Genomic DNA, 22,063 nt, shown 5'->3' on the forward strand with positions numbered 1-22,063 from the left:
CTGAAAAAATAACATCTTGTTTAATTAACATCATTTTAGAACTTATTATCCCTGTTTTGTCGTATTTAACTATACATTTCAATCTGTCTTTACTATACAATTAGAAATATTACATGGATTCCAAGAAAAACAAGTTCACCCTTAAAATTACTATTAGCTACTTGCTTTTGGTCATATTGGGCATTATTGCATCATACTATATCTATACGGAGGTTCAAGAATACATTGCTACTGAAAACACAACGGAAAAAGACAACAAATTACTTAAAACAAACTCCTTTTTAGCCCAGTTATATGAAGCTGAAAGTCTCTCTAAACTTGCATTGCAAACCAAAAGTAAAATTAATTTTAGCGCCTATGAGAACAAAATAGACTCCATACGCACCAATATTCAAGAAATAAAAACGTTAACGGACAGTGAATATCAACACAACCTTTTAGACAGCCTTAGCGCACTTTTAGATAAAAAAGTGACAAATATTAATGCCTTAAGAGCCATTAGACTTAAGGACCAAACAGGGACCGCTATAAATTCTGCACTAGCGGAATTTGATAAGTTAGAGGAATCTTTAGGAATTATTAAACCGGAAGGCTTAGCTCCTAATTTAGAAGAACTTTCACCCAAGGCCCAAAGTACCATAAAAAAGGTTGCGGATTATCTTAATGCCAATGTCCCCACAAACGGTAATTCACAAAGCAATGCACAGACTATGGACAGTGTTCTACAAGTCTCTAAAAATCTATTGAAAGATGTTAAACAGGAAAATGCCATAAACGAAAACACCTTGGCCCTTAGAGAGACCAATATCAACAAAACCGATCTTGAACTTTCGCAGCAGTTACGTACCATCCTCTCTTCATTTGAGCAAGAGATTATTACGAACAGCATCAACAACTCCATTAAAAAGGAAACCTTGTTAAAAAGAAGTATTCGCCTTGCCGTTATTGCAGCAATACTCGGTTTTCTAGTGGTTGGTATTTTTACTTTTATTATAAATAGAGATTTCTGGAAAGCAAATGTATACAGAGAGAAACTTGAAAAAGAGAAGGCCTACTCTGACTCTTTATTAAAAAGTAGGGAACAATTGATTGCAACGGTAAGTCATGATTTACGCACCCCATTAAACACCATAAGCGGTTACACCAATATAATAGAAGAAAACGACCATGGAACCGTTAATAAAAAGAATATTGACCAAATAAAATCCGCTACCACATATGTGAACAATCTGGTAAACGATTTGCTGGATTTTTCTCAATTGGAGGCCGGTAAAATGGTAGTCAAAAGATCTACTTTTAAGGTAAATGACTTAATTTCCGAAACTGCTAATAGTATTGCCGCACAGTATACGGCCAAGGATATTGATTTAATTCTTCATTTAGATGAGTCTTTAGAACATCCTGTTGTTTCAGATGCTTTTCGATTACGTCAAATTATTACAAATTTACTGGGCAATGCCTATAAGTTTACCGATAAAGGCTCTATCACCTTAACGGGCAATATCATTGAAAAACAAAAAACAAAACAACTTTTCCTGAAAATTTCCGATACCGGCATAGGGATATCAAAAGAGAAGCAAAAACTAATCTTTAAAGAATTTACACAGGCAGAAAACGATACCGACAAAAAGTACGGTGGCTATGGATTAGGACTCACCATTACCAAAAAACTTACCGAATTGTTAGGCGGTACGATCTCGCTTGACAGCAATTTGAACAAAGGCAGCACCTTTACACTTAAAATACCTATTGCTTATGGTGAAAAATCATCTGTTGAAACAAAAATCGCTTTAAAACCGGATAGGTTAAAAATTATTGTTTTTGATGATGATGCTTCGTTTTTGAAACTAATTGGGGAAATGCTAAAGTCAGCCGAAATAGAAGTTTTACTTTTTACCGATTTCAACGCTTTTCAACCCGATTCAGATTTTAAATTCAATATGGTTTTGACCGATATTGAAATGCCTACTGTCTCCGGCTATGATATTGTTGACCAACTTAAATCAGGAACATTTAAATATTATGTAAATCAACCCATTTTAGCTATGACCGGAAGACGAGACCTTACGGTAGATCACTTTACCGAAAAAGGATTTACTGGACTAATCCGAAAACCATTTTCAAAAACCAATCTTTTACAAAAACTAAACAACATGTTTGAAATGGATTTTGAACATACTCATGAAAAACCTTTCATTTCTAGAAATGACTACGAAAACCTTTACAGTTTAGAAACCATTGAACTCTTTTTGGGAAAAGACAAAACCGCTATTGACGAGGTATTGCTCACATTTAAAAATGATACAGGGAAAAATTTAAATGAATTAAAAATGGCGGTAACCACAAACAATATTGCACAAATAAATAGTACTGCACATAGAATGCTACCTATGTTCAGGCAATTGCATGTGAACAAAATTGTACACACTTTAGAAACTTTTGAAACCCTGAAGAAAAATGATTTAACCCATAAAACGATATCAGAAAAATACGCGAAGCTGGAGCAAGAAATAAGCGATGTTATGGAAGCAATTTCACAGGAAATCTCTACAGGTCTAAATCATAATAGTTAATTCTATTATACAGCGTTTTTCTGGTTACTTGTAATAACTTGGCCGCTTTAGACTTGTTGTAATTAGTACGTTTTAAAGCATTAACAATTTGCTCTTTTTCAAAATCTGCTTTAGACACGCTACCTAAGTCGATTCTTTCCGGCTTTGATCTCATTAGCTCTTCTGGCAAAGTATTCACTTGTATCTCATTGGTGGTAGTCAATAACACTGCACGTTGAATAACATTCTGCAATTCCCTTATATTACCTGGCCAGTGGTATGTATTAAAAACATTCCACACCTCATCTGAAAAATCAAGAATCTGCTTGTTTAATTTTTGGTTGAACTTTTCCAAAAAATGAGATGCTAGCACAGCTAAGTCTCCCTGCCTGTCTTTTAAAGCCGGTATTTGAAGAGAAAACTCATTTAACCTATGATATAAATCTTCTCGAAAATTACCTTTTTCAACTGCTGCTTTTAAATCTTCATTGGTGGCCGATAAAATTCTGACATTAACCTCCACTTCAGTATTGCTACCGATCCTTTTAATTTTACGCTCTTGTAAAGCTCTTAATAGTTGTATTTGATTCTCATAAGAAAGATTACCTACTTCATCTAAAAACAACGTTCCCCCATTTGCCGCTTCAAAACTTCCTATTTTATCGGCTATAGCCCCAGTAAAACTTCCTTTCAAATGACCAAAAAATTCACTAGCGGCAAGTTCTTTAGGTATTGCCCCACAATCTAGCGCTATAAACGGTTTTTCTTTACGATTGCTTTTTTGATGAATTGCTTTAGCCGTAACCTCTTTCCCAGTGCCACTCTCACCTTTAATTAAAACAGACATATCTGTAGGTGCCACTAAGGCAATATGTTCATCTAATTTTTGCGCAGCTTCACTAAGTAACTCCAAGTCATTAGAAATTGACGACTTATCTTCATTTTCTACAGTTGATTTTGAGTCATTTTTTGTTGTAATAGCCGTTTCTTTCGAAATAATTGGTTTAGCGTGTAATGCACCATCAATTACGGCTAACATTTGATCTGGCGTAAATGGTTTTGAAATATAATCATACGCACCCATTTTCATGGCTTTAACTGCGGTAGATACTTCCGCATAACCGGTCATTACTATTACCGGAATACTGTCCTTTAGTTGAGAAACGAGTTTAATGCCATCATAATCCGGTAAACGCAGATCTGTAATTACTAATTGAAAATTTTGCTCTTTGAGTTGCTTTTCACCATCTAACCCGGTCTGACTTACCACAATGTCAAAACCATTTCTTTCCAAAAACTTTTTTAGCATTTGGGCAAAAGAAGTATCGTCTTCTAAAATTAAAATTTTGGACATAGTAAGTTTGGTATTCTAAGTATTTACGTAAAAATACCATAAGCCGACTATTTGTATTTTAAAATTATCATAAAGCTTAATTAATCAATTCAATAGAGCAAAAAAAAAGGAAAGAATAGCACTTAGCTATCCTTTCCTGACCAAACCAACTTGAACAAACAAGTTTCTCTATAATTACATATCTATCCAATTCCCATTTTCATCGGCATATACGGTTCCTTGTGTTCCATCTTCAAGAGACAGTACCAACTTATACTGTTTCTCACTGTTCGTATATGCTTTATCTAGACTAGCAGTCGGGAAATTCTTAGCTACTGCATCTGATACTGCTTGAGGAACTTCTGCTACCGAAATTTCTTTGAAATCATCGGCCACGACCAACATTTCATTTACTTGATTATGTTGAATTCCGTTTTCTGCTATTAATGCATCTTGTGCGTTCATTGTAAAACCACCTAATGTCATTGCTCCTAATAAAAATAAAGTCTTCATCTTTCTAATATTTAAGTTAATACTACTTTTCAATACTATTAACTAAGAAAAAAGAATGCCATTATCCCTAAAAAACCAAAAATACTGATACATAGAATGTTACATATACTACACCTATCTTAAAGCTGTGTAAAACTGTACCCAATACTAGTATCTGTATAATTTTTACCCAATAAAACAGTCACATTTTCTTGTGACCCAGAACTTATTTGAAAACAAAAAAAGGAGCTGCAATGCGCAGCCCCCCTCAAACCACCTATCAAACTCTTGTTTTAAAATTTTTAATCAACACCTTAATCAATTCAACAACAACTAATACTGGCAATGCTAATCCGGGGGATTATTTTAAATACAATTATTTGGTGGCACTTTCATAGTTAACGGTTAGTGTTTACGCGAAAGTGATATTATTGCTATTTACTTCTCTAAACATAGTTTTGATATCATCCCTAAAGAAAAAATTAGAACTGTGCCTAAAACCGAAATAAATACTAATGTGACCATTGTTTCATAATTTGCTTCACTTATTTAGACACAACATTTTCTGGTAGGTCACATTTTTAAATAAAAAAAACCGCTTTTTGCAGTTTTTTTTATTTTGAAAACTTTTTTTCAGGTTATTTTTTATTGATCCAATTACCGTATTGGTCTATATAAACGGTTCTTCGGGTACCACTTTTAAGTACCATAATCAATTTAAATTCTCCTCTATCATTTTTATAAGCTCCACCAAGTTTAGACGTTGGGTATTGTTTTAGTATTTCTTCAATAACCGGAGGTGTCAACTCACTCGATTTTATTTTTACGTACTCATCTGTATTGATAGCAATTTCTTTTTCTATAAAATTTGAACCTGTCATTGCTGTACTGTTCAATGTTATTCCTAAAGTCAAGAATACTAATAATGCGTAATTCTTCATGCTAATGTTTTAATCGTTAATAACTCTACTTCTATAATTATTTACGGAAGAATCTGACATATGGATTTTCCATTGCCATAATTTAAAGGTGCTAAATTGAAAAAAGCTGCCTAGGCAGCTTTTTATAAACAACTAACTCAAACTTATAATTTCTACATTTCTAACCAGTTACCTTCTTCATCTGCATACAATACTACAGAAGAACCATCTTGAGAAGTAATTTCTAATTTATAGTTATTTTCATCATCAACATATGCTTTATTCAGCATTGTACCTTGATAATCCGATGCTAGGGCATTTACAATTGGTGCCGGTAAATCAGAAGTTGCTATCTCGGTATAATCTTGAATGAAAACATCTTCCATAATACCATCGTGAAATATAATTGGTGTAGCTGCAGTACCTATTGTTAAACTACCTATTGCTAAAGCTGTGGCAAAAACTAATTTTTTCATCTTTCTACGTTTTTAAATTAAACATTCTTGATAGGTATATTAGAATAATTATGCCAACCTTGCAACCTAAAGTTTTACAGATGTAAATTATTGATTTACAATGTCTTATAATTTCAACTACACTTTCCTTCCCTGTGTAAAATTGTGCAGAAACAAAAAAAGTGTGTAGAATCTACACACTTTTTTACCTTATTTTAGCATAGATAATTATGCCTGATGCGAATCTTTTAAAAGATCTACTACACTTTTTACCGGATTGAAAGTCACTAATGGAACTTCTACAAATATGGTGTTCCAAAACGCCATTGCCCCATTCCATAAACCTGGAAGCTCAAGTGCTTTTAATTCTTTACCGTCTTTGGTCTTACCTGTTATAAAACCTTGTTTTTCATCTACGAACTTCAACAGGTCATATTTCTCACCTTTATAGTTACGCACAGCACAGACCAAATCTACTGGATTAAAATGCGTTGCATTCTTTAAAATATCCGCTTGTTGAGAATTATTCATATCAATTTGAGCAGATTCAATAATCTGTAATGAAACTTCTCCCTTGCTGTTAGTAACCCAAAACGGTCCACCACCAGGTTCACCTTCATTCTTTACCATACCGCAAATACGAATAGGTCTATTTATCTTATCTTTTAAAATATTTACTTTATCAGAATTTGATTTTGAATCGAACTCTTCCGAAAAACGAACATTTAAATTTGTTTTTAAGAAGTTTTTGATCTCTTCTATAGTTGCATCATCCGCTTCTCCCTTATCCAATAAGGCAGCAAATTCAAATGCTTTTTCCTGCTCTTTCAACAAAACACCTGCCAATACCTTTTTGCTATCCGCAACGGCCTTTGCATCTTTCATTACGGCTACGTTATCTATATTCTTAATAAAAATAATATCGGCATCTTGCTCATTTAAATTTTGGATCAGTGCACCATGACCACCCGGTCTAAACAAAACAGAACCATCTTCATTTCTAAAAGGTTCATTGTTCATATCTACTGCCAAAGTATCTGTTGATGCTTTTTGAAAAGAGTAATCCACATCATAAGTAACTCCTGTATCTGCAGAAACTTTTGGTCCAGATGCTTTAAATTCATCGCCAAACATTTGTTCGTGTTGTTCAGATATGGTAAAATGTAGTTTTGCTTTTCCGTTAGAACCGGCATAAAGGGCACCTTCTTTTAAATGCTCTTCAAAAGGGGTAGCCGTAGAATTAGCATATTTATGAAACGGCAATAGCCCTTTAGGGTAAAAGCCATAATTTAGTGCGTTATCTCCTAAAAGTTCAGCAACGAACTTGTAGACTTTCTCACCTTCAGACTCAAAAGAAGCGCCTATACTTTCCATTACTTTATCATAAAACGGAAAGCGTTCTAAACCAGCGGAAAATTTCAGTATATCCTTGTCATTTGTTCTTTCCAAATATGCCTGTAATGTTTCATTATTTGGGTCGTAAGCATTTAAAAATGCGAACAAAGCCTTAAACATTCTAGATGCCGCACCAGAAGCGGGTACAAATTTTAAAATATCTAGATCCTTCAATTTTGAGTCGTAAAAAGAAATAAGTTCTTTTTCTTCTTCATCGGAAAATTTAAGAATGCCGTTACCTATAACAGCAGCATTCTCTAAATTGACAAAAGGTATACCTTCTTTAAATGTCTGGATATGACCCAGCATTGTTTCTTTAGAAATTCCTTTACTCTCTAGTTGCTTTTGGTCTTTTTCTGTAAGTTCAATCATTGATGTAATAAGGTATCTATATGGTTAATGGCTTTATTTAAACGTTGTTTTTTGTCTCCTTTCAAGGTAATAAAATTTTTACCGTATTTTTCTAAAGTATCTTTAAAATAATTGAACATTTTTTCCCTCTCGTTGGGCTTATCCCTTAGGTCATCTGCTTCCCAAGGAATATCTATATACGTCAACAAATAAAGATCATATGTATTCTGCAATGCATATTTTTCTAAAATAGGATCACAATTACCTATGTAATAGGCTTCCGAATATACTTTGGTTTCCAATAAATCTGTATCGCAAATGAGAATATCTGTAGCTTTTTTGGCCAGCTTGTTCTCTAAACGCATTTGCCCTTCTGCAATTGGCAGTAAGTCGTGAGGTTCACAAGTTTTACGTTCGTTGTTCCATTTATCTTGTAAATATTCCCTAGCGTATTCCGGTACCCAAACGGTATGGTAATGCCTTGCCAATTGTTCTGACAAAGTGGTTTTACCCGTAGATTCCGGACCAAAAAGAACAACTTTTAAGACATCTGAAGGCTCTTGTCTGTATTTTTCTTCCATGCGTTATAGCCGTAAACGGCCAAAATTGTAAAAATGAGATATTGAAAACTTGTAAACGTAAATCCCTTGTAAAAATATAATGGTACAGATATAAGATCCCCAATGATCCAATATATCCAATTTTCTACTTTTCTCTTGGCCATCAACCACATACCCACAAAAAATATAGCTGTTGTTATAGTATCAACATAGGCGGTCCAGCTATTCCATTTATCAAAAACCTGATACACGGTAAACACAAAAACAAGCGTACTTATGAATATAATGACCGAAATTCCATTTTCTTTTTTCGTTGTTCTAGTGATTGGTGTATAATGGTCGGCATCAACCTTTCTTGTCCAAATGTACCAACCGTATAAACTCATTATAAAATAGTATGCATTGATCATCATATCACCCAGCAATCCCCATTTTAAAAGGAGATATACAAAGATTGAAGTACTTATCAATCCTGTAGGATATACTAAAATGTTGTTTTGCTTAGAACATATTACAGATAATAAGCCAAAAATAACGGCTACAATTTCAAGTGTAATATCCAATGTACTATAATCGGCATATTGCCCAAAGAGATAATCAAAAATGGGGCTCATAGTCGCTTCTATCAGATTTAACTATTTTCATGAATAAAAGCCCGCGATCCATAAGTTCAAACGCTGTTTTTATCTCGGTATTCAGCACTTCCATCACTTCATCATAAGAGCCGAACACCTGTGTACTTAAAGGATTTTCAAGTATGGTTAATCCACTAGCCCTTAGTTTTTTAATAAAATCTATAATGTGTTGCTCAAAATCGTCTTGTAAGGGAGAAAAAGTCAACTCTACCGATATGTCCATATAATGTAGCCTAAATATTAATTTTTATTTCTAATGGCATAAACACAGGTGAAATCCTCAAATTCTAAAAACTTGATTCCATAGTCCGAAGATTGCCCGTTAAAAATTATTTGCGCCGTTGTCCGCCCAGCGTTAAATATAAAATCTTGAACGTTGATGTGATGTAAGAAACTTACGCCTCTATGGCCATAAATTTTATATAAAGATTCTTTGGCGCCCCACACTATGGTCAATTTTCTGATTATTGCTGCAGTATTAGCCAAAGTTCTATACTCTTCAAATGGTGTAAATTTGTGTGCAATTCGCAATATTTTATCGCGCTGCATTTCAATATCTATACCTACTTCTTCGGATTCACTTATTATTATCGCCGTGAAATTATGGGAATGCGTAATGGAAATAAAATTTCCGTCCTTTAAATGTGGTTTCCCATTATCATCATACTCCAGATCGGCATCTACATAATTATACAAGGCCAATAAATGTCTAATGCTTAAAAATGCCTTACGGTGAAGATCAGACTTCATACCATTGAACCTATTTTGACAATGATCAGTAAGTTCAATTCCTTTCCAAAGATGTTCTTCTGTCTCTTCTACCTTCCATATAGCTACAGAGGTTTCTTTGTTTACTGTTATAGTTTTGTAAAGCGGCATGGGATTCTTAGTGTTATTCGTACCTTTGCACGAATTAAAAATTGCTGTACATAGATTAACGAAAGTATAAAATTATAAAGATATGAGCACGAAAACTATTCCGTATGTGCCTTATAAGGTAAAGGATATTTCCCTTGCCGATTGGGGAAGAAAAGAAATTGAATTGGCAGAAGCTGAAATGCCAGGCCTAATGGCCCTTCGTGAAGAATACAAAGACGAGCAACCTTTAAAAGGGGCACGTATTGCAGGTTGTCTTCATATGACCATACAAACTGCCGTTTTAATTGAAACTTTAACCGCATTGGGTGCAGATGTTACTTGGAGCTCATGTAATATATTCTCTACCCAAGATCAAGCCGCTGCCGCTATTGCTGCCGCAGGTGTACCTGTTTATGCCTGGAAAGGTATGAACGAAGAGGAGTTTGACTGGTGTATTGAGCAAACTCTATTCTTTGGCGAGGACAGAAAACCATTGAATATGATCTTAGATGATGGTGGTGATCTTACCAACATGGTTTTGGATAAGTATCCAGAATTGGCGTCTGATGTTAAGGGACTTTCAGAAGAAACCACTACAGGAGTACACCGTTTATATGAGCGCGTAAAAAATGGTACTTTACCTATGCCCGCTATTAACGTAAACGATTCTGTAACCAAATCTAAATTTGATAACAAATACGGTTGTAGAGAAAGTGCTGTTGATGCTATACGTAGAGCTACGGATACCATGCTTGCAGGCAAGCGCGTTGTTGTAGCCGGTTATGGTGATGTTGGTAAAGGTACCGCTGCTTCTTTTAAGGGTGCCGGTTCTATTGTTACCGTTACGGAAATTGATCCTATTTGTGCACTACAAGCGTGTATGGACGGGTTTGAGGTTAAAAAACTGGAAACCGTTATTGGTAATGCAGATATCGTAATTACCACTACTGGAAACAAAGATATTATTAGAGCCGAACATTTTGAAGCTCTAAAGGATAAAGCCATTGTTTGTAACATTGGTCATTTCGACAATGAAATTGATATGGCTTGGTTAAACAAAAACCACGGAAACACTAAAGATGAAATTAAGCCTCAGGTAGATAAATACACTATTGACGGTAAAGATATTATCATTTTGGCAGAAGGCAGATTGGTAAACCTAGGTTGTGCTACCGGACACCCTAGTTTTGTAATGAGTAATTCATTTACCAACCAAACTTTGGCGCAAATTGAACTTTGGAAGAATAGTAAAAACTACAAGAACGAAGTATATATGTTACCTAAGCATTTAGATGAAAAGGTTGCAAAATTACACTTGTCTCGTTTAGGTGCAGAATTAACCGAATTAAAGAAAGACCAAGCTGATTATATTGGTGTTACGGTTGAAGGTCCTTTTAAACCTGATTACTATAGATACTAAATTATAGCCCTGTAAATAAAAAAGGTCTCGATAACATCGAGACCTTTTTTTGTTTTAAGCTTTTCCAGTTAGTTGTTTTCTGCCAACATACCTTCCAAATAATAACAATCTGTTTGCTCCTTTAATTGAACCAAACCTTGTTCTTTAGAACTTAACGGATCAATTTTCACCTCTTTACCGTTTGGCATGTAAACAATGTAAAAACCTTCTTCAAAAGAAGATAGTTTTATAATCTCACCATTAGGTCTTACCGCATTCCATGATTTTTCACTTGGCTTATATACCAAATCAATTTTCTTACCTTTTTTAGGTCCATCGACAACAGTTACCTGCATCCTATTTTTAGTAGCGGTCATTTCAAAGGTATTACCGTCTCTTTCTACCATTTGGGTTTCAGACTCTCCTTCTTCCATAGCAATTGGGTTAGATCCGCTCCAAAATTCGATAACATTGAAAATAATGGCATCACCCAAAAAGAATAGTCCGTAAACAGGAATTATGTTCAACCCCCAAAATACCAGGTTATTTACAAACTTACTATCAGAGACTCCTTGGTTCCAGTCCTTTAAATTATTGAAAGCGCTAAAAGAGCCCAAGCAACTAGAAAATAATAATGTGCCGGCCATAGCAATACAGATAACTGATTTTTTCATGATTTTAATTGTTTAGAATTAGTTGTACAAAATAATCACTAACCCCAAAAATTGTAATCTGATAAAAATCAATTATTAACGGTATCCATTAATATTGAAAAACGGGCATTTCATAACATACTGCTATCGTAACAATATTAATAACCTTGACCACTTTGCATACCCTCATTCCATTTTCTTACGAACTCCTCGGACCATGCATCCCATCCAATTGTGCTCAACGTCCAAATGGTAATACCAATTACTATAATATTTAAAATTATCCCTATAATCGCAATTATTTTACCCCTTTTTATAATACCATAATTGTCATAACCATCAGGATTCATTTTATAAATTCCTTCAGATTTTGAAGCTAAATAATAAGAAATTACTGCGGGTATAATGCCAAACCCGCCAAGACAACAGATAATACAACTAAGAACGGACAACACATAAATGAATGCAGAATTCGGTAATTTTTTACTTTCCATAGAGATATTTAATTGAAATGTTTTCTTAAAGTTATTCATTAAGTTTTAAATCAATCTTATATTTTCCTTAAGATTAAAGTCATAAGCACATACAATTGGGTTATCTCTTTTCTCTTACCTACATTTTCACGTACTTCGTTTAAAATATAGCACTATGATAATATTTGTTGATATGGACGAGGTCATAGCCGATACCTACGGTGCCCATATAGAAATTTACAATACAGAGTTTAAAGGTGAGCTCACTTCAGAAATATGTAAAGGATCAGAGGTTTGGCATATGGTGCCAGAAGCACACCAGGACAGTGTTAGAAAGCACGCCACCAGAAGAGGCTTTTTTAGAAATTTAAAGCCGATTGCCGGCAGTCAAGAAATACTTGCACGATTAGCCGATAAGCATGAGGTATATATAGCATCTGCAGCTATGCAATTTCCCAATTCATTAGAAGAAAAAAGTGAATGGTTAGATGAACACTTTCCTTTTATTCCTTGGCAAAATCGCATTTTATGTGGTCATAAGCACATTCTTAAAGGAGATGTTCTCATAGACGACCGTAGTTTTAATTTAGAGAATTTTGAAGGCAGAAGCCTACAATTCACCTCTCCACACAACGTAAATACAAAAGGTTTTGAACGTGTTAATACTTGGTTTGAGATTGGTGAGAAGTTATTGTAACTACTCTAAAATATTTATATTTAAAGTGAATTACCTTGTTCATTACATTCTTACGCTATGGCCCATCCCAAAATTAAGAATACAATAACATTTACAGATCAGTATGGCGAGCATTTAAATTTATCCAAAAGGCAGATTCTTGAAATTGATGAACTCACCTATAAGTGGTTTAAAGATTATACATGGAGTATTGATCCTGATTATGATGAAAAAACAGAACGCTGTCGTTATTATAAGACCATTTACAGAAAATTAAACGTTAAACAAAGAAGTCAATTTAGAGAAATAAAACAAGAGGTAAAAAGTAATTACGAAAAACAAGATTTTGAAAAAAGAAGATTTGAAATCAAACAAAAGGAATACGCTTCTTTAAAATTGAGTGACAATGAATTAGTAGAACTTCAAGAAATACTGCAAAAAATTCAATGGGAAACAAGTGATAAATCTGGTTACAAAGTAGAAGATTATAAAATAAACCATAGGCGTAATTTATATTTAAAAATAGCCCATGAAAAATTAAAAACTTTCCTAAACCAAGAACAATTAAAAGAGTTTTACAAGGTAGATCAATTAAATGAAGATTGGATTAAAAAAGGTCAAATAGAATTGATAGTTAATATGAATGACTCTCTTAATTTAACAAACGAGCAAGCCGAACTAATTTATAATTACAGAGAAAACAAAACCAGTAAAGATTCTAATGGAGAAATTTTGAGCGAATTTGAAGAATGGGAATTAGAAAAATCTTTTAAAAAATCTATATTAAACGAACAACAATTTAAGAAATATTTAGAATGGAAAGAGCATAATGAAAAGCTTAGAATCTCTTATTTCGATGATGAGAATAAAGGGAAAATTCAAAAAATAAAAGAAATTAAGAGTTATTTAGATTACCTAATCAAACACCACTTGCCTGTTTTATGTAATTGGCGAGAAACTATTGAAAAGGACATTCCTAATAATATTAAGTTAGAACTAGAAATTTTACGGAATACTTATCAAAACGATTTAAAAAAAAGGTTATTGGAGCATTTAAAAGCTCACAAAAGACATACCAGAGATTACGTACCGAAAGGAAAAATTCTTATAAAGCTAGAATTCAAACAACGAGCACTAATACCTTCAGTGTATTGTCTAAATAAAAAACAAAAAACTATTATCAACAATCTTTCAAAAAATTTGATTAAACTAATCGACAATAAACAAATAGAATTAAAGGATTTATATATTAAAAAGCACAATTTTTATATTGACAATTACGAGGAATATGGTGGTACCTACGGAGCTTCTATAAAGGTAATCCGGAACAACGAGCCGAATACTAACATCCAATTGATTAATACCCTACTTCTACATCCACAACTCTCCAAGAATATAGAGTTTGCTGACTCAATTTAAAATTATTCCATAAAAAAACCCTCTTCAGTATTGAAGAGGGTTTTCTAAATAACTTGTCTTAAGCTTAAGCTTCAAAAGGCTCAATGGAAACATATGATTTTCCACCTGCTTTCTTTTCAAACTTCACTAGACCATCTACACGTGCGTGTAATGTGTGATCTTTTCCTGCATAAACATTTTCACCAGGATTATGTCTTGTTCCACGCTGTCTAACGATAATGTTACCAGCGATAGCAGCTTGACCACCAAAAATCTTAACTCCTAATCGTTTCGATTCTGATTCTCTACCGTTTTTAGAACTACCTACACCTTTCTTATGTGCCATTGTCTGAGGTTTTAAATATTATTATACTTTGATGACCTAGCTTATTTAGCTACACCACCGTCTAATTCGTCTTGCCATTTCTGTAACTCGTCCCATCTACCGTCAGCAGCTAATTCAGCTTGCTTTGGCCAAGTATCGGTTACGTGATTTCCACGAACGTCAGCAATAATTTCAGAAATTTTAGCTGCGTCTGTTTTTGCTAAATCAGCAAAAGTAGAAATACCTGCATTATTTAAGGTTTCGGCTATTTTTGGACCAATACCTTCAATCTTTTTTAAATCATCACCTTTACCAGAAGCTTTCTTTGCTTTTGGTTTAGATGCTACAGAAACATCAACTGGTGCCGCTTTACCATCTGCCTTCTTAGCTTTTGGTGCTGCTTTCTTAGTTTCTGCTTTCTTAGCTCCTTTAGAAATAATAGACTCGATCACTATCTCGGTAAGAGATTGACGATGTCCATTTTTCTTTTTGTAACCTTTACGTCTTTTCTTATGAAAAACGATTACTTTGTCACCTCTTAGGTGCTTCACGACTTTAGCCTCTACTGCGGCTCCGTCTATAGCCGGGGCGCCGATAGTTACGCTCGAACCATCATCTAAAAGAAGAACGTTGTCAAAAGTAACTTTCTTACCTTCTTCTACTTGTAAACGGTGAACGTACACTTTCTGGTCTTTTGCAACTTTAAACTGCTGCCCTGCCATCTCTACAATTGCGTACATATTGTTAAATGTATTATTAAACCTGATGGATTTTTTCCATAGGCGGGTGCAAATATAGTTCTAAATCGTGAATTTACAAGCGTTTTTGTGGAATTTTATACGCTCTTTATTTTTGTAGTATTCGAAGTCTTAAACAGTTGCATAAAAGCAAGTGTTAAAACCAGGCTTGTGGTAAAGCCCATAGTGGCAACTACTAAAAAAACAATAGCCTCAAAACTTTTATAGGTATTTGCCCACCTCGTTGATAATTGTTCTAAAAAACCGGGTTGCAGCTCTGTGGAATATATGGCAAAGAAAAGTGTAAATAGCAAGGTTGCTACACCACCGGTAATTAAACCGGCCATGAAACCGCCCGAGTAATTAAACGTATCTCCCTTTTTTAGTTTATAATATTTTATGGCCTCATAAATGGCAAACCCTGTAATAACTGCATTGAATAGGCTATAAAAAACGTTTACATGAAGACCAAACAGAGACAACACCAAAAAATAAGCGATTAAACTACCACTGGCGGCGATACCAAATCTTATAGGAAGGGCGAAATTGTTCATCTTAATTTTATTTTTGTTTACTCTTTTAAGATAATGAATAAACAATAAATAATTTGAAATAATATGTTAAAGAATACTAAATTTGAAGATTGTTCCTACAAAACAAAAATTATTGTAACAAAATGGTATTTAAATATACCAATGGAACAAAGTATTTAAACACTAACCTAATACAGTTTCAATGAAAATGAAATCACTACTGGTTTCGGCAATGTGCCTTTCCATTTTTGCCGGAATCTCACAAGAGGTCGCTTTTGAAGAGTATGACCTAGACAATGACCTACATGTAATCTTACACCAAGACAACACCGCACCGCTAATTTCCATTTCGGTGCTATACCATGTAGGATCTAAAGATGAAGATCCACAACGTACGGGCTTTGCCCATTTTTTTGAACACCTACTCTTTGAGGGAACCGAGAATATTAAAAAAGGGGAATGGGACAAAATTGTTTCTTCTAACGGTGGCTCAGGAAACGCTACCACTGATGAGGACAGAACCTACTACTACGAAGTATTCCCCTCTAACAATTTAGAATTAGGGCTTTGGCTAGAATCTGAGAGAATGCTGCACCCAGTCATCAATCAAAAAGGGGTAGACACTCAAAATGAAGTAGTCAAAGAAGAAAAAAGGCTTCGTGTCGATAATTCTCCCTATGGTAAATTTATAGAAAATATCAAGAAAAACCTTTTTCAAAATCATCCATATAAAGAAACCGTAATTGGCAAAATGGCAGATTTAGATGCCGCTACTTTAGACGAATTTATTGCTTTTAAGAAAAAGTTTTACTCTCCAAACAATGCCGTATTGGTCATTGCCGGGGATTTTGAGAAAGACAATGCCAAAAAATTGATTTCCGATTATTTCAAGGATATTCCAAAAGGTGCAGAAATCACCAGAAATTTCCCTAAAGAAGACCCTATAACTACCGAAATCAATGCAAAAGCTTATGACTCCAACATTCAGATTCCGGCTTCTATGATCGCGTATAGAACTCCGGGACTCAGAAATAGAGACAGCCAAGTTTTAGAAATGATTTCCACCTACCTCAGCGACGGACCATCATCCAAACTATACAAAAAGATGGTAGACGATGAAAAGCAGGCTTTACAAATTGGTGCCATACCCGTTACTTTAGAAGATTATGGTATGTACATCATTTTTGCGCTACCCGTAGGTGAAACAGGTTTAAACACTCTTAACAACTCTATTGAAGAGGAAGTAGAGAAATTGAGAACTGATTTAATTTCCGAAAACGATTATCAAAAACTACAGAATAAGTTTGAGAACCAGTTTGTAAACAGTAATTCTAGCGTTGAGGGCATTGCAAACTCACTTGCTGAATACTATATGCTCTATGGGGATACTTCTTTAATCAACAAAGAAATAGAAGTTTATAGATCCATAACTAGAGAAGAGATCCAAGAAGTGGCCCAAAAGTATTTGAAACCCAACCAAAGATTGGTACTAGAATATTTACCTGAACAAAATACCGCAAACTAAACACGACCATGAAAAATACATATATATTACTCTTAGCATTGTTCTCCTTTATTGCCATACAGGCACAAGTAGACCGTACAGTAATGCCAACACCAGGACCTGCTCCTGAAGTAAATTTAGGCACACCACAATCCTTTAAACTGAATAACGGCTTAAAAGTACTAGTGGTAGAAAATCATAAACTTCCAAGGGTATCTATTCAATTATCCATTGATAATCCTCCAATTTTAGAAGGTAATAAGGCCGGTATGTCCAGTTTAACCGGCAGTCTTTTGGGACAAGGCACAAAAACCATAACAAAAGAAGCCTTTAACGAAGAAATCGACTTTTTAGGTGCTAGACTTTATTTTAGCTCACAAGGAGCGTATGCTCAGTCGCTTTCAAAATACTTTACAAGAATGATGGAACTTATGGCGGATGCCGCTATTAATCCAAAATTTACGCAGGAGGAATTTGATAAAGAAAAAGACAAACTTATTACTGGACTTAAATCTGAAGAGAAAGTGGTTTCATCTATATCTAGCAGAGCGCAAAGAGCCTTAGCCTATGGTAAAAATCATCCTTATGGGGAATTCACGACAGAGTCAACCGTAACCAATGTTACCCTAGCCGATGTTGAAGATTTTTATCGAGAATACTTTGTTCCCGCCAATGCTTATTTAATCGTAATAGGTGACGTAAATTTTGATGAAGTAAAAACATTGACCGAAACATACTTTACCTCTTGGACCAAAGCGGTACCACCAAGTTTCTCTTACTCTCAACCAAAGAACGTACCAAATACCCAGATCAATTTTATTGATATGCCCAATGCGGTTCAATCTGAAATTACGGTACAAAATATCGTAAATCTTAAAATGAAGGACGATGACTATATCGCCGCACTTTTAGCCAATGAAATATTGGGCGGAGGATCTGATAGCAGGTTGTATTCTAATTTAAGAGAAGACAAGGGTTACACTTACGGTGCCTATTCTTCTATTGGGAACGACAAATATGGCCCGTCTAGATTTAGGGCATCTGCAGAAGTTAGAAATATGGTAACCGATAGTTCCGTAGTTGAAATGTTAAAAGAGCTTGAGCTTATAACCTCTAAACCTGTTACAGATGAGGAATTAAAAAACACCAAAGCTTTATATGCCGGTAGTTTTATTATGGCTCTTGAAGACCCAGAGACTATTGCCAGATATGCCCTGAACGTTGAAAAGGAAAATCTACCAAAAGATTTCTACAAGACTTTTTTAGAAAAATTGGAAAAGATCAGCAAAGAAGAAGTTGAGGCTGCCGCAAAAAAATACTTCAATGTTGATAACGCCCGTGTAATCGTTGTTGGTAAAGGAAGTGAAATTCTAAGCAACCTTCAGAACGTACAATTTAAAGGTAAAAAATTGCCTGTACTTGCTTATTCAAAAACTGCAGATCGCGTTGAAACACCCAACTATGAAGTTACCGTACCGGAAGGTGTATCTGCACAATCGATCATTGAAAAGTATGTAGCAGCTGTTGGCGGAAAAGACAAACTTGAAAGCGTAAAAACATTCGCCATGATGGCCGAAGCTGAAATGCAGGGCATGAAGCTTAACCTAAACATCAAAAAAACATCTAACTACCAATTGATGCAAGATGTACAAATGATGGGGAATTCGGTTAGCAAGCAAGTTCTTAATGGTGATAGCGGTTATATGGTTGTACAAGGTCAACGTAAAGATTTTGGCGAAGAAGAAATTGTTACTTTCAAAGGAGAATCTACCCCGATATCCGAACTTCAGTACCTAAAGGCTAAATCACTTTCTTTAGAAGGAATGGAAATGGTAGGTGATAAAAATGCCTATAAAGTTACGATCAACGAAAAGAAATCTGCTTTCTATGATGTGGAAACTGGATTGAAACTTCAAGAGATCACCACAAATGAAATGCAAGGACAACAAATCTCAAGCATCACTAATTTTGAGGATTACAAAGAGGTGTCTGGCATTATGTTCCCTTTCAAAATTATACAGACCGTGGGTCCTCAGTCATTTGAATTCATAGTTTCTGAAATCAAGATCAACGATGGCGTTTCTCCATCCGATTTTGAATAACATAGCATACCATCACTAAAAAAACCCGCTAAAAAGCGGGTTTTTTGTTTTAAACAATTACTTTCTTCTAACCTATCTTTCTAATTCTGGCTTCGCCAAATATTAAGCCCTTATCCACATCTGGGTTACCGGTATAATTTACATTTGTTTCTCCATAGCAAGTTACCTTCAACCTATCTACCACATTCACTCTAAAATTGCTTTCTCCGTAAGCAGTAATTTTAGTTTCATCGGCAACCATACTTTCAGTATTTACTTCACTTTCACCATAGGCCCTAAAAACCTGACGAGCTACATTACCTCCGCCAATTTCCAAATAACTACTACCATAAATTGCCACGGTCAATTCGTCTATAGAAACCTCATCAAAATAAATTTTTGCCTCACCATACAAAGACATTTTAAAATCATCTGCATTAAAAAGATTCTTACACCTTACGATCTCTTCTCCCCTTACAGAAAGATTTTCCAATTTTCTATATGTGACGGTAATAGTAGCCATGGTACCATTGTACAAAGGTTTACTACCGCGCCAGTTATCATTTGAAATACGTTCAGATTTTGTAACCAATTTAGCCCCTTCCAAATACAGTCTTAAGGTTCTTCCTTCAACTTCAACATTTATCTTTTCTAAAGGAACTTTTGCATTGTCAATAACCACATTTTCCTCTTCACCCTCTACAAGATTCAATTCAATGTGCGGACTTACAATTAGTTTATCAAATGACTTTACGTTGAACGTTTTTTCTTGAGAATGAATATTACCGATCGCAAAAGTGACCGCCAATATGACAAATACTATTTTTTTCATGATCTTCAGTTTTTTGATTAGTTCAATTCAAAGACAACCATATGATGATATTGTTACAGTTCACGTAGTTATTTTTGCCGAACTAACTTTTTTTCTATTCACTAGCCATACCCCAAATAAGATAATAATACCTCCCAACAATTGAAGTATACTAATATTCTCTCCATCCAAAAAACCCCATAAAACAGCCACTAAGGGAATTAAATAGGTTACTGATGCCGCAAATACCGGACTAGATAGCTTTATTAATTTATTGAACAGAATATTTGCCAAAGCGGTACCTAAAAATGCCAGTGCCATTACATACCACACCGCTTTATACATAGCACCGTTACCGGCAAACAGTCTAAATACTCCAGAATATATAAGAATGATCAAAGCAGGAAAAAACGCAACACCAAAACTTGCCGTGGTAACCGCCAACGGACTCAAATGAGACAAATATTTCTTAATAATATTAATATTGAATGCGTACCCTAATGCAGAAAATATAATAAAGAAGGCATACCAATAATTTTGATCCGTATTATTCTCCATACCGGCAGCTATTAATACCACAGTACCAAAAAGACCAATGAGAACACCAATCACCTGTCTTCCTTTTAACGCTAAACCAAAAAGAGCAATACCTACCATTGTTGTAAACAAAGGTGCTACCGAATTTAAAATTGAGGTGATGCCGCTACTGATTTCCGTTTGTGCAAGTGCAAAGAAAAAAGGTGGAAAAAACGAACTACAGAGCCCTGCTATAACAACCCATTTCCAATCTGTTTTAGATAAGGTTTTCAATGATCTATATCCCAACACAAACAAAAGCAATGATGCAAAAACAATACGCAACCCACCTACCTGTAATGGCGTATAACCTACTAATGATCTTTTAATAAGAATAAAGGATGAACCCCAAATAAATGACAGAATTATTAGGTAAATCCATTTTTGATCTATGTTCTTCAATTGATTAGATTTAGAACAAAATTGAGGTTTTTTCTAAAAAAACATCTGGTTAGCTATTTATTTTTACAAATGATTTTTAAATGGATTTTACATAATTGGTATCTTTACGCTATAACTGAATTTACTTCACAGTAGTATTCATTAAATCTTAGCATCATGAGAATAAAAATATTGGCTCTATTCATAAGTGTTTTCACCTTGACCACAACAGTTTCATTGGCACAAGAAAACACTACGAGCATTATTAAATTAGAAAACAGAATAACTAAGTCTGTAGAAATTGGTATAGACGGTATGGCTTGCCAAGAAGGTTGTGCGGATAAAATAGCATCTAACCTTAAAGAGAAAGATGGCGTAATTTCCGCTGATATCAGTTTTAACAATAAAAATGGAAATATCGTTTTTGACCCTTCTTTAATATCAATTGAAGAAGTAAAATCAATTATTACCGGTACAAAAGTTAAAAACTATGAATACACTATAACTTCTGTTACCCCACAAGAAAACTAAAATGAAAAATATTCTTTACATAGCTACCATAGCCATCTTTATATCTTTTACCTCCTGCAAGGAATCCAAAAAGACGGAAACAGAAACTTCAAAAATGTCCGAAGTAATGGCCATCCATGACGAGGTGATGCCCAAAATGGGAACTTTAGGAAAACTTGTTGGTCAACTTAAGCCAATGGCAGATTCCTTAGGTGCGGAATCAGTTGAATTCAAGGCAATGAAAGATTTACAAGAAGCCAATAGATCTATGATGGATTGGATGCAAGGTTTTGGAGACCGCTTTGATGCCGATGAAATTTTGAACGGAAAAGATCTTAGTGATGAAAAGAAAAAATGGCTTTTAGAAGAGGAAGAAAAAGTAAAACAAGTAAAAGAGAATATCAATTCCAGTATTGCAAATGCTGAAAAAATTCTAAGTGAAAAATAAACCTAGT

At 34.6% G+C, this 22,063-nt stretch carries 24 protein-coding genes; 8 read left to right on the top strand and 16 right to left on the bottom strand.

Features of this window, described 5'->3' with window-relative positions; translation table 11 throughout:
- Window positions 1-113 precede the first annotated feature (113 nt).
- Window positions 114-2,573 carry a hybrid sensor histidine kinase/response regulator gene (locus VBZ51_RS06745; protein WP_416576447.1) on the top strand — a complete coding sequence of 820 codons (2,460 nt, stop codon included), beginning with the start codon at window positions 114-116 and terminating at the stop codon, window positions 2,571-2,573.
- Here the strand turns inward: VBZ51_RS06745 and VBZ51_RS06750 are convergent.
- From VBZ51_RS06750 to VBZ51_RS06790, 9 genes are all read right to left on the bottom strand, one after another.
- Window positions 2,548-3,906, bottom strand: coding sequence for a sigma-54-dependent transcriptional regulator (locus VBZ51_RS06750; RefSeq protein ID WP_416576448.1), 1,359 nt, complete (start codon window positions 3,904-3,906; stop codon window positions 2,548-2,550). The genes VBZ51_RS06745 and VBZ51_RS06750 overlap by 26 nt on opposite strands.
- Before the next feature lie 174 nt (window positions 3,907-4,080).
- Entirely contained in the window at window positions 4,081-4,398 is a 318-nt protein-coding gene (locus VBZ51_RS06755; RefSeq protein ID WP_058104895.1) for a hypothetical protein, read from the bottom strand.
- A 617-nt stretch (window positions 4,399-5,015) separates the two neighbouring features.
- Window positions 5,016-5,318: a hypothetical protein gene (locus VBZ51_RS06760; RefSeq protein WP_071340531.1), complete on the bottom strand. Its 303-nt coding sequence runs from the start codon at window positions 5,316-5,318 to the stop codon at window positions 5,016-5,018.
- A 152-nt stretch (window positions 5,319-5,470) separates the two neighbouring features.
- The gene (locus tag VBZ51_RS06765; RefSeq protein ID WP_416576449.1) at window positions 5,471-5,773 is read right to left on the bottom strand and encodes a hypothetical protein; all 303 of its coding nucleotides are present in this window, start codon (window positions 5,771-5,773) and stop codon (window positions 5,471-5,473) included.
- 207 nt (window positions 5,774-5,980) lie between these two features.
- Window positions 5,981-7,519, bottom strand: a complete 1,539-nt coding sequence (locus tag VBZ51_RS06770; protein ID WP_416576450.1) for a DUF4301 family protein — start codon at window positions 7,517-7,519, stop codon at window positions 5,981-5,983.
- Entirely contained in the window at window positions 7,516-8,079 is a 564-nt protein-coding gene (locus tag VBZ51_RS06775) for an AAA family ATPase (RefSeq protein WP_071340534.1), read from the bottom strand. Before VBZ51_RS06775 ends, VBZ51_RS06770 begins: the two co-directional genes overlap by 4 nt.
- A complete protein-coding gene (gene pnuC / locus VBZ51_RS06780) occupies window positions 8,040-8,672 on the bottom strand; it encodes a nicotinamide riboside transporter PnuC (protein WP_058104890.1) in 633 nt (210 codons plus the stop codon). Before pnuC ends, VBZ51_RS06775 begins: the two co-directional genes overlap by 40 nt.
- On the bottom strand, window positions 8,656-8,916 hold the full coding sequence (locus VBZ51_RS06785; protein ID WP_071340536.1) for a thiamine-binding protein: 261 nt from the start codon (window positions 8,914-8,916) through the stop codon (window positions 8,656-8,658). The genes pnuC and VBZ51_RS06785 overlap by 17 nt, the downstream gene beginning before the upstream one ends.
- A gap of 17 nt (window positions 8,917-8,933) precedes the next feature.
- Window positions 8,934-9,572 carry a 4'-phosphopantetheinyl transferase family protein gene (locus VBZ51_RS06790; protein ID WP_416576451.1) on the bottom strand — a complete coding sequence of 213 codons (639 nt, stop codon included), beginning with the start codon at window positions 9,570-9,572 and terminating at the stop codon, window positions 8,934-8,936.
- 82 nt (window positions 9,573-9,654) lie between these two features.
- Here VBZ51_RS06790 and ahcY point away from each other — a divergent pair, with 82 nt between their 5' ends.
- Window positions 9,655-10,971, top strand: a complete 1,317-nt coding sequence (gene ahcY / locus VBZ51_RS06795) for an adenosylhomocysteinase (RefSeq protein ID WP_416576452.1) — start codon at window positions 9,655-9,657, stop codon at window positions 10,969-10,971.
- 68 nt (window positions 10,972-11,039) lie between these two features.
- Here the strand turns inward: ahcY and VBZ51_RS06800 are convergent, their stop codons facing one another.
- Both VBZ51_RS06800 and VBZ51_RS06805 read right to left on the bottom strand, forming a co-directional pair.
- Window positions 11,040-11,624 carry a DUF3332 domain-containing protein gene (locus VBZ51_RS06800; protein WP_416576453.1) on the bottom strand — a complete coding sequence of 195 codons (585 nt, stop codon included), beginning with the start codon at window positions 11,622-11,624 and terminating at the stop codon, window positions 11,040-11,042.
- Between the two features lie 137 nt (window positions 11,625-11,761).
- Window positions 11,762-12,097 (bottom strand): CCC motif membrane protein, encoded by a 336-nt coding sequence (locus VBZ51_RS06805; RefSeq protein WP_416576454.1) that lies wholly within the window; start codon window positions 12,095-12,097, stop codon window positions 11,762-11,764.
- 154 nt (window positions 12,098-12,251) lie between these two features.
- On the opposite strand from VBZ51_RS06805, the gene VBZ51_RS06810 reads away from it, so the two are divergent.
- A complete protein-coding gene (locus VBZ51_RS06810; protein ID WP_071340538.1) occupies window positions 12,252-12,773 on the top strand; it encodes a 5' nucleotidase, NT5C type in 522 nt (173 codons plus the stop codon).
- Window positions 12,774-12,830: 57 nt separating this feature from the next.
- The gene (locus VBZ51_RS06815; protein ID WP_416576455.1) at window positions 12,831-14,171 is read left to right on the top strand and encodes a hypothetical protein; all 1,341 of its coding nucleotides are present in this window, start codon (window positions 12,831-12,833) and stop codon (window positions 14,169-14,171) included.
- Between the two features lie 64 nt (window positions 14,172-14,235).
- On the opposite strand, the gene rpmA is transcribed toward VBZ51_RS06815, so the two are convergent.
- The 3 genes from rpmA to VBZ51_RS06830 all read right to left on the bottom strand — a co-directional run bounded on the left by rpmA (window position 14,236) and on the right by VBZ51_RS06830 (window position 15,766).
- Window positions 14,236-14,496 (bottom strand): 50S ribosomal protein L27, encoded by a 261-nt coding sequence (rpmA, locus tag VBZ51_RS06820; RefSeq protein ID WP_013992723.1) that lies wholly within the window; start codon window positions 14,494-14,496, stop codon window positions 14,236-14,238.
- A 41-nt stretch (window positions 14,497-14,537) separates the two neighbouring features.
- On the bottom strand, window positions 14,538-15,215 hold the full coding sequence (gene rplU / locus VBZ51_RS06825) for a 50S ribosomal protein L21 (protein ID WP_416576456.1): 678 nt from the start codon (window positions 15,213-15,215) through the stop codon (window positions 14,538-14,540).
- Between the two features lie 95 nt (window positions 15,216-15,310).
- Window positions 15,311-15,766, bottom strand: a complete 456-nt coding sequence (locus VBZ51_RS06830; protein WP_058104882.1) for a DUF4199 domain-containing protein — start codon at window positions 15,764-15,766, stop codon at window positions 15,311-15,313.
- A gap of 187 nt (window positions 15,767-15,953) precedes the next feature.
- Here VBZ51_RS06830 and VBZ51_RS06835 point away from each other — a divergent pair, with 187 nt between their 5' ends.
- A complete protein-coding gene (locus VBZ51_RS06835) occupies window positions 15,954-17,270 on the top strand; it encodes a M16 family metallopeptidase (RefSeq protein WP_394332430.1) in 1,317 nt (438 codons plus the stop codon).
- 8 nt (window positions 17,271-17,278) lie between these two features.
- Window positions 17,279-19,351: a M16 family metallopeptidase gene (locus VBZ51_RS06840; RefSeq protein ID WP_416576457.1), complete on the top strand. Its 2,073-nt coding sequence runs from the start codon at window positions 17,279-17,281 to the stop codon at window positions 19,349-19,351.
- A gap of 67 nt (window positions 19,352-19,418) precedes the next feature.
- Here the strand turns inward: VBZ51_RS06840 and VBZ51_RS06845 are convergent, their stop codons facing one another.
- The gene (locus VBZ51_RS06845) at window positions 19,419-20,162 is read right to left on the bottom strand and encodes a head GIN domain-containing protein (RefSeq protein ID WP_416576458.1); all 744 of its coding nucleotides are present in this window, start codon (window positions 20,160-20,162) and stop codon (window positions 19,419-19,421) included.
- A 60-nt stretch (window positions 20,163-20,222) separates the two neighbouring features.
- Window positions 20,223-21,119 carry a DMT family transporter gene (locus VBZ51_RS06850; RefSeq protein ID WP_416576459.1) on the bottom strand — a complete coding sequence of 299 codons (897 nt, stop codon included), beginning with the start codon at window positions 21,117-21,119 and terminating at the stop codon, window positions 20,223-20,225.
- A 156-nt stretch (window positions 21,120-21,275) separates the two neighbouring features.
- Here VBZ51_RS06850 and VBZ51_RS06855 point away from each other — a divergent pair, with 156 nt between their 5' ends.
- Together VBZ51_RS06855 and VBZ51_RS06860 are read left to right on the top strand one after the other, a co-directional pair.
- Window positions 21,276-21,629: a heavy-metal-associated domain-containing protein gene (locus VBZ51_RS06855; RefSeq protein ID WP_416576460.1), complete on the top strand. Its 354-nt coding sequence runs from the start codon at window positions 21,276-21,278 to the stop codon at window positions 21,627-21,629.
- A 1-nt stretch (window position 21,630) separates the two neighbouring features.
- Window positions 21,631-22,056: a hypothetical protein gene (locus tag VBZ51_RS06860; protein WP_416576461.1), complete on the top strand. Its 426-nt coding sequence runs from the start codon at window positions 21,631-21,633 to the stop codon at window positions 22,054-22,056.
- The last annotated feature ends 7 nt before the right edge of the window (window positions 22,057-22,063 follow it).

The sequence above is a fragment of the Maribacter sp. HS genome (assembly GCF_048059195.1).
Lineage (GTDB): Bacteria > Bacteroidota > Bacteroidia > Flavobacteriales > Flavobacteriaceae > Maribacter > Maribacter dokdonensis.

Coding starts and splice junctions, on each gene's coding strand:
- VBZ51_RS06745 (WP_416576447.1), top strand. CDS start 114: ATGGATTCCAAGAAAAACAAGTTCACCCTTAAAATTACTATTAGCTAC.
- VBZ51_RS06750 (WP_416576448.1), bottom strand. CDS start 3,906: ATGTCCAAAATTTTAATTTTAGAAGACGATACTTCTTTTGCCCAAATG.
- VBZ51_RS06755 (WP_058104895.1), bottom strand. CDS start 4,398: ATGAAGACTTTATTTTTATTAGGAGCAATGACATTAGGTGGTTTTACA.
- VBZ51_RS06760 (WP_071340531.1), bottom strand. CDS start 5,318: ATGAAGAATTACGCATTATTAGTATTCTTGACTTTAGGAATAACATTG.
- VBZ51_RS06765 (WP_416576449.1), bottom strand. CDS start 5,773: ATGAAAAAATTAGTTTTTGCCACAGCTTTAGCAATAGGTAGTTTAACA.
- VBZ51_RS06770 (WP_416576450.1), bottom strand. CDS start 7,519: ATGATTGAACTTACAGAAAAAGACCAAAAGCAACTAGAGAGTAAAGGA.
- VBZ51_RS06775 (WP_071340534.1), bottom strand. CDS start 8,079: ATGGAAGAAAAATACAGACAAGAGCCTTCAGATGTCTTAAAAGTTGTT.
- pnuC (WP_058104890.1), bottom strand. CDS start 8,672: ATGAGCCCCATTTTTGATTATCTCTTTGGGCAATATGCCGATTATAGT.
- VBZ51_RS06785 (WP_071340536.1), bottom strand. CDS start 8,916: ATGGACATATCGGTAGAGTTGACTTTTTCTCCCTTACAAGACGATTTT.
- VBZ51_RS06790 (WP_416576451.1), bottom strand. CDS start 9,572: ATGCCGCTTTACAAAACTATAACAGTAAACAAAGAAACCTCTGTAGCT.
- ahcY (WP_416576452.1), top strand. CDS start 9,655: ATGAGCACGAAAACTATTCCGTATGTGCCTTATAAGGTAAAGGATATT.
- VBZ51_RS06800 (WP_416576453.1), bottom strand. CDS start 11,624: ATGAAAAAATCAGTTATCTGTATTGCTATGGCCGGCACATTATTATTT.
- VBZ51_RS06805 (WP_416576454.1), bottom strand. CDS start 12,097: ATGGAAAGTAAAAAATTACCGAATTCTGCATTCATTTATGTGTTGTCC.
- VBZ51_RS06810 (WP_071340538.1), top strand. CDS start 12,252: ATGATAATATTTGTTGATATGGACGAGGTCATAGCCGATACCTACGGT.
- VBZ51_RS06815 (WP_416576455.1), top strand. CDS start 12,831: ATGGCCCATCCCAAAATTAAGAATACAATAACATTTACAGATCAGTAT.
- rpmA (WP_013992723.1), bottom strand. CDS start 14,496: ATGGCACATAAGAAAGGTGTAGGTAGTTCTAAAAACGGTAGAGAATCA.
- rplU (WP_416576456.1), bottom strand. CDS start 15,215: ATGTACGCAATTGTAGAGATGGCAGGGCAGCAGTTTAAAGTTGCAAAA.
- VBZ51_RS06830 (WP_058104882.1), bottom strand. CDS start 15,766: ATGAACAATTTCGCCCTTCCTATAAGATTTGGTATCGCCGCCAGTGGT.
- VBZ51_RS06835 (WP_394332430.1), top strand. CDS start 15,954: ATGAAATCACTACTGGTTTCGGCAATGTGCCTTTCCATTTTTGCCGGA.
- VBZ51_RS06840 (WP_416576457.1), top strand. CDS start 17,279: ATGAAAAATACATATATATTACTCTTAGCATTGTTCTCCTTTATTGCC.
- VBZ51_RS06845 (WP_416576458.1), bottom strand. CDS start 20,162: ATGAAAAAAATAGTATTTGTCATATTGGCGGTCACTTTTGCGATCGGT.
- VBZ51_RS06855 (WP_416576460.1), top strand. CDS start 21,276: ATGAGAATAAAAATATTGGCTCTATTCATAAGTGTTTTCACCTTGACC.
- VBZ51_RS06860 (WP_416576461.1), top strand. CDS start 21,631: ATGAAAAATATTCTTTACATAGCTACCATAGCCATCTTTATATCTTTT.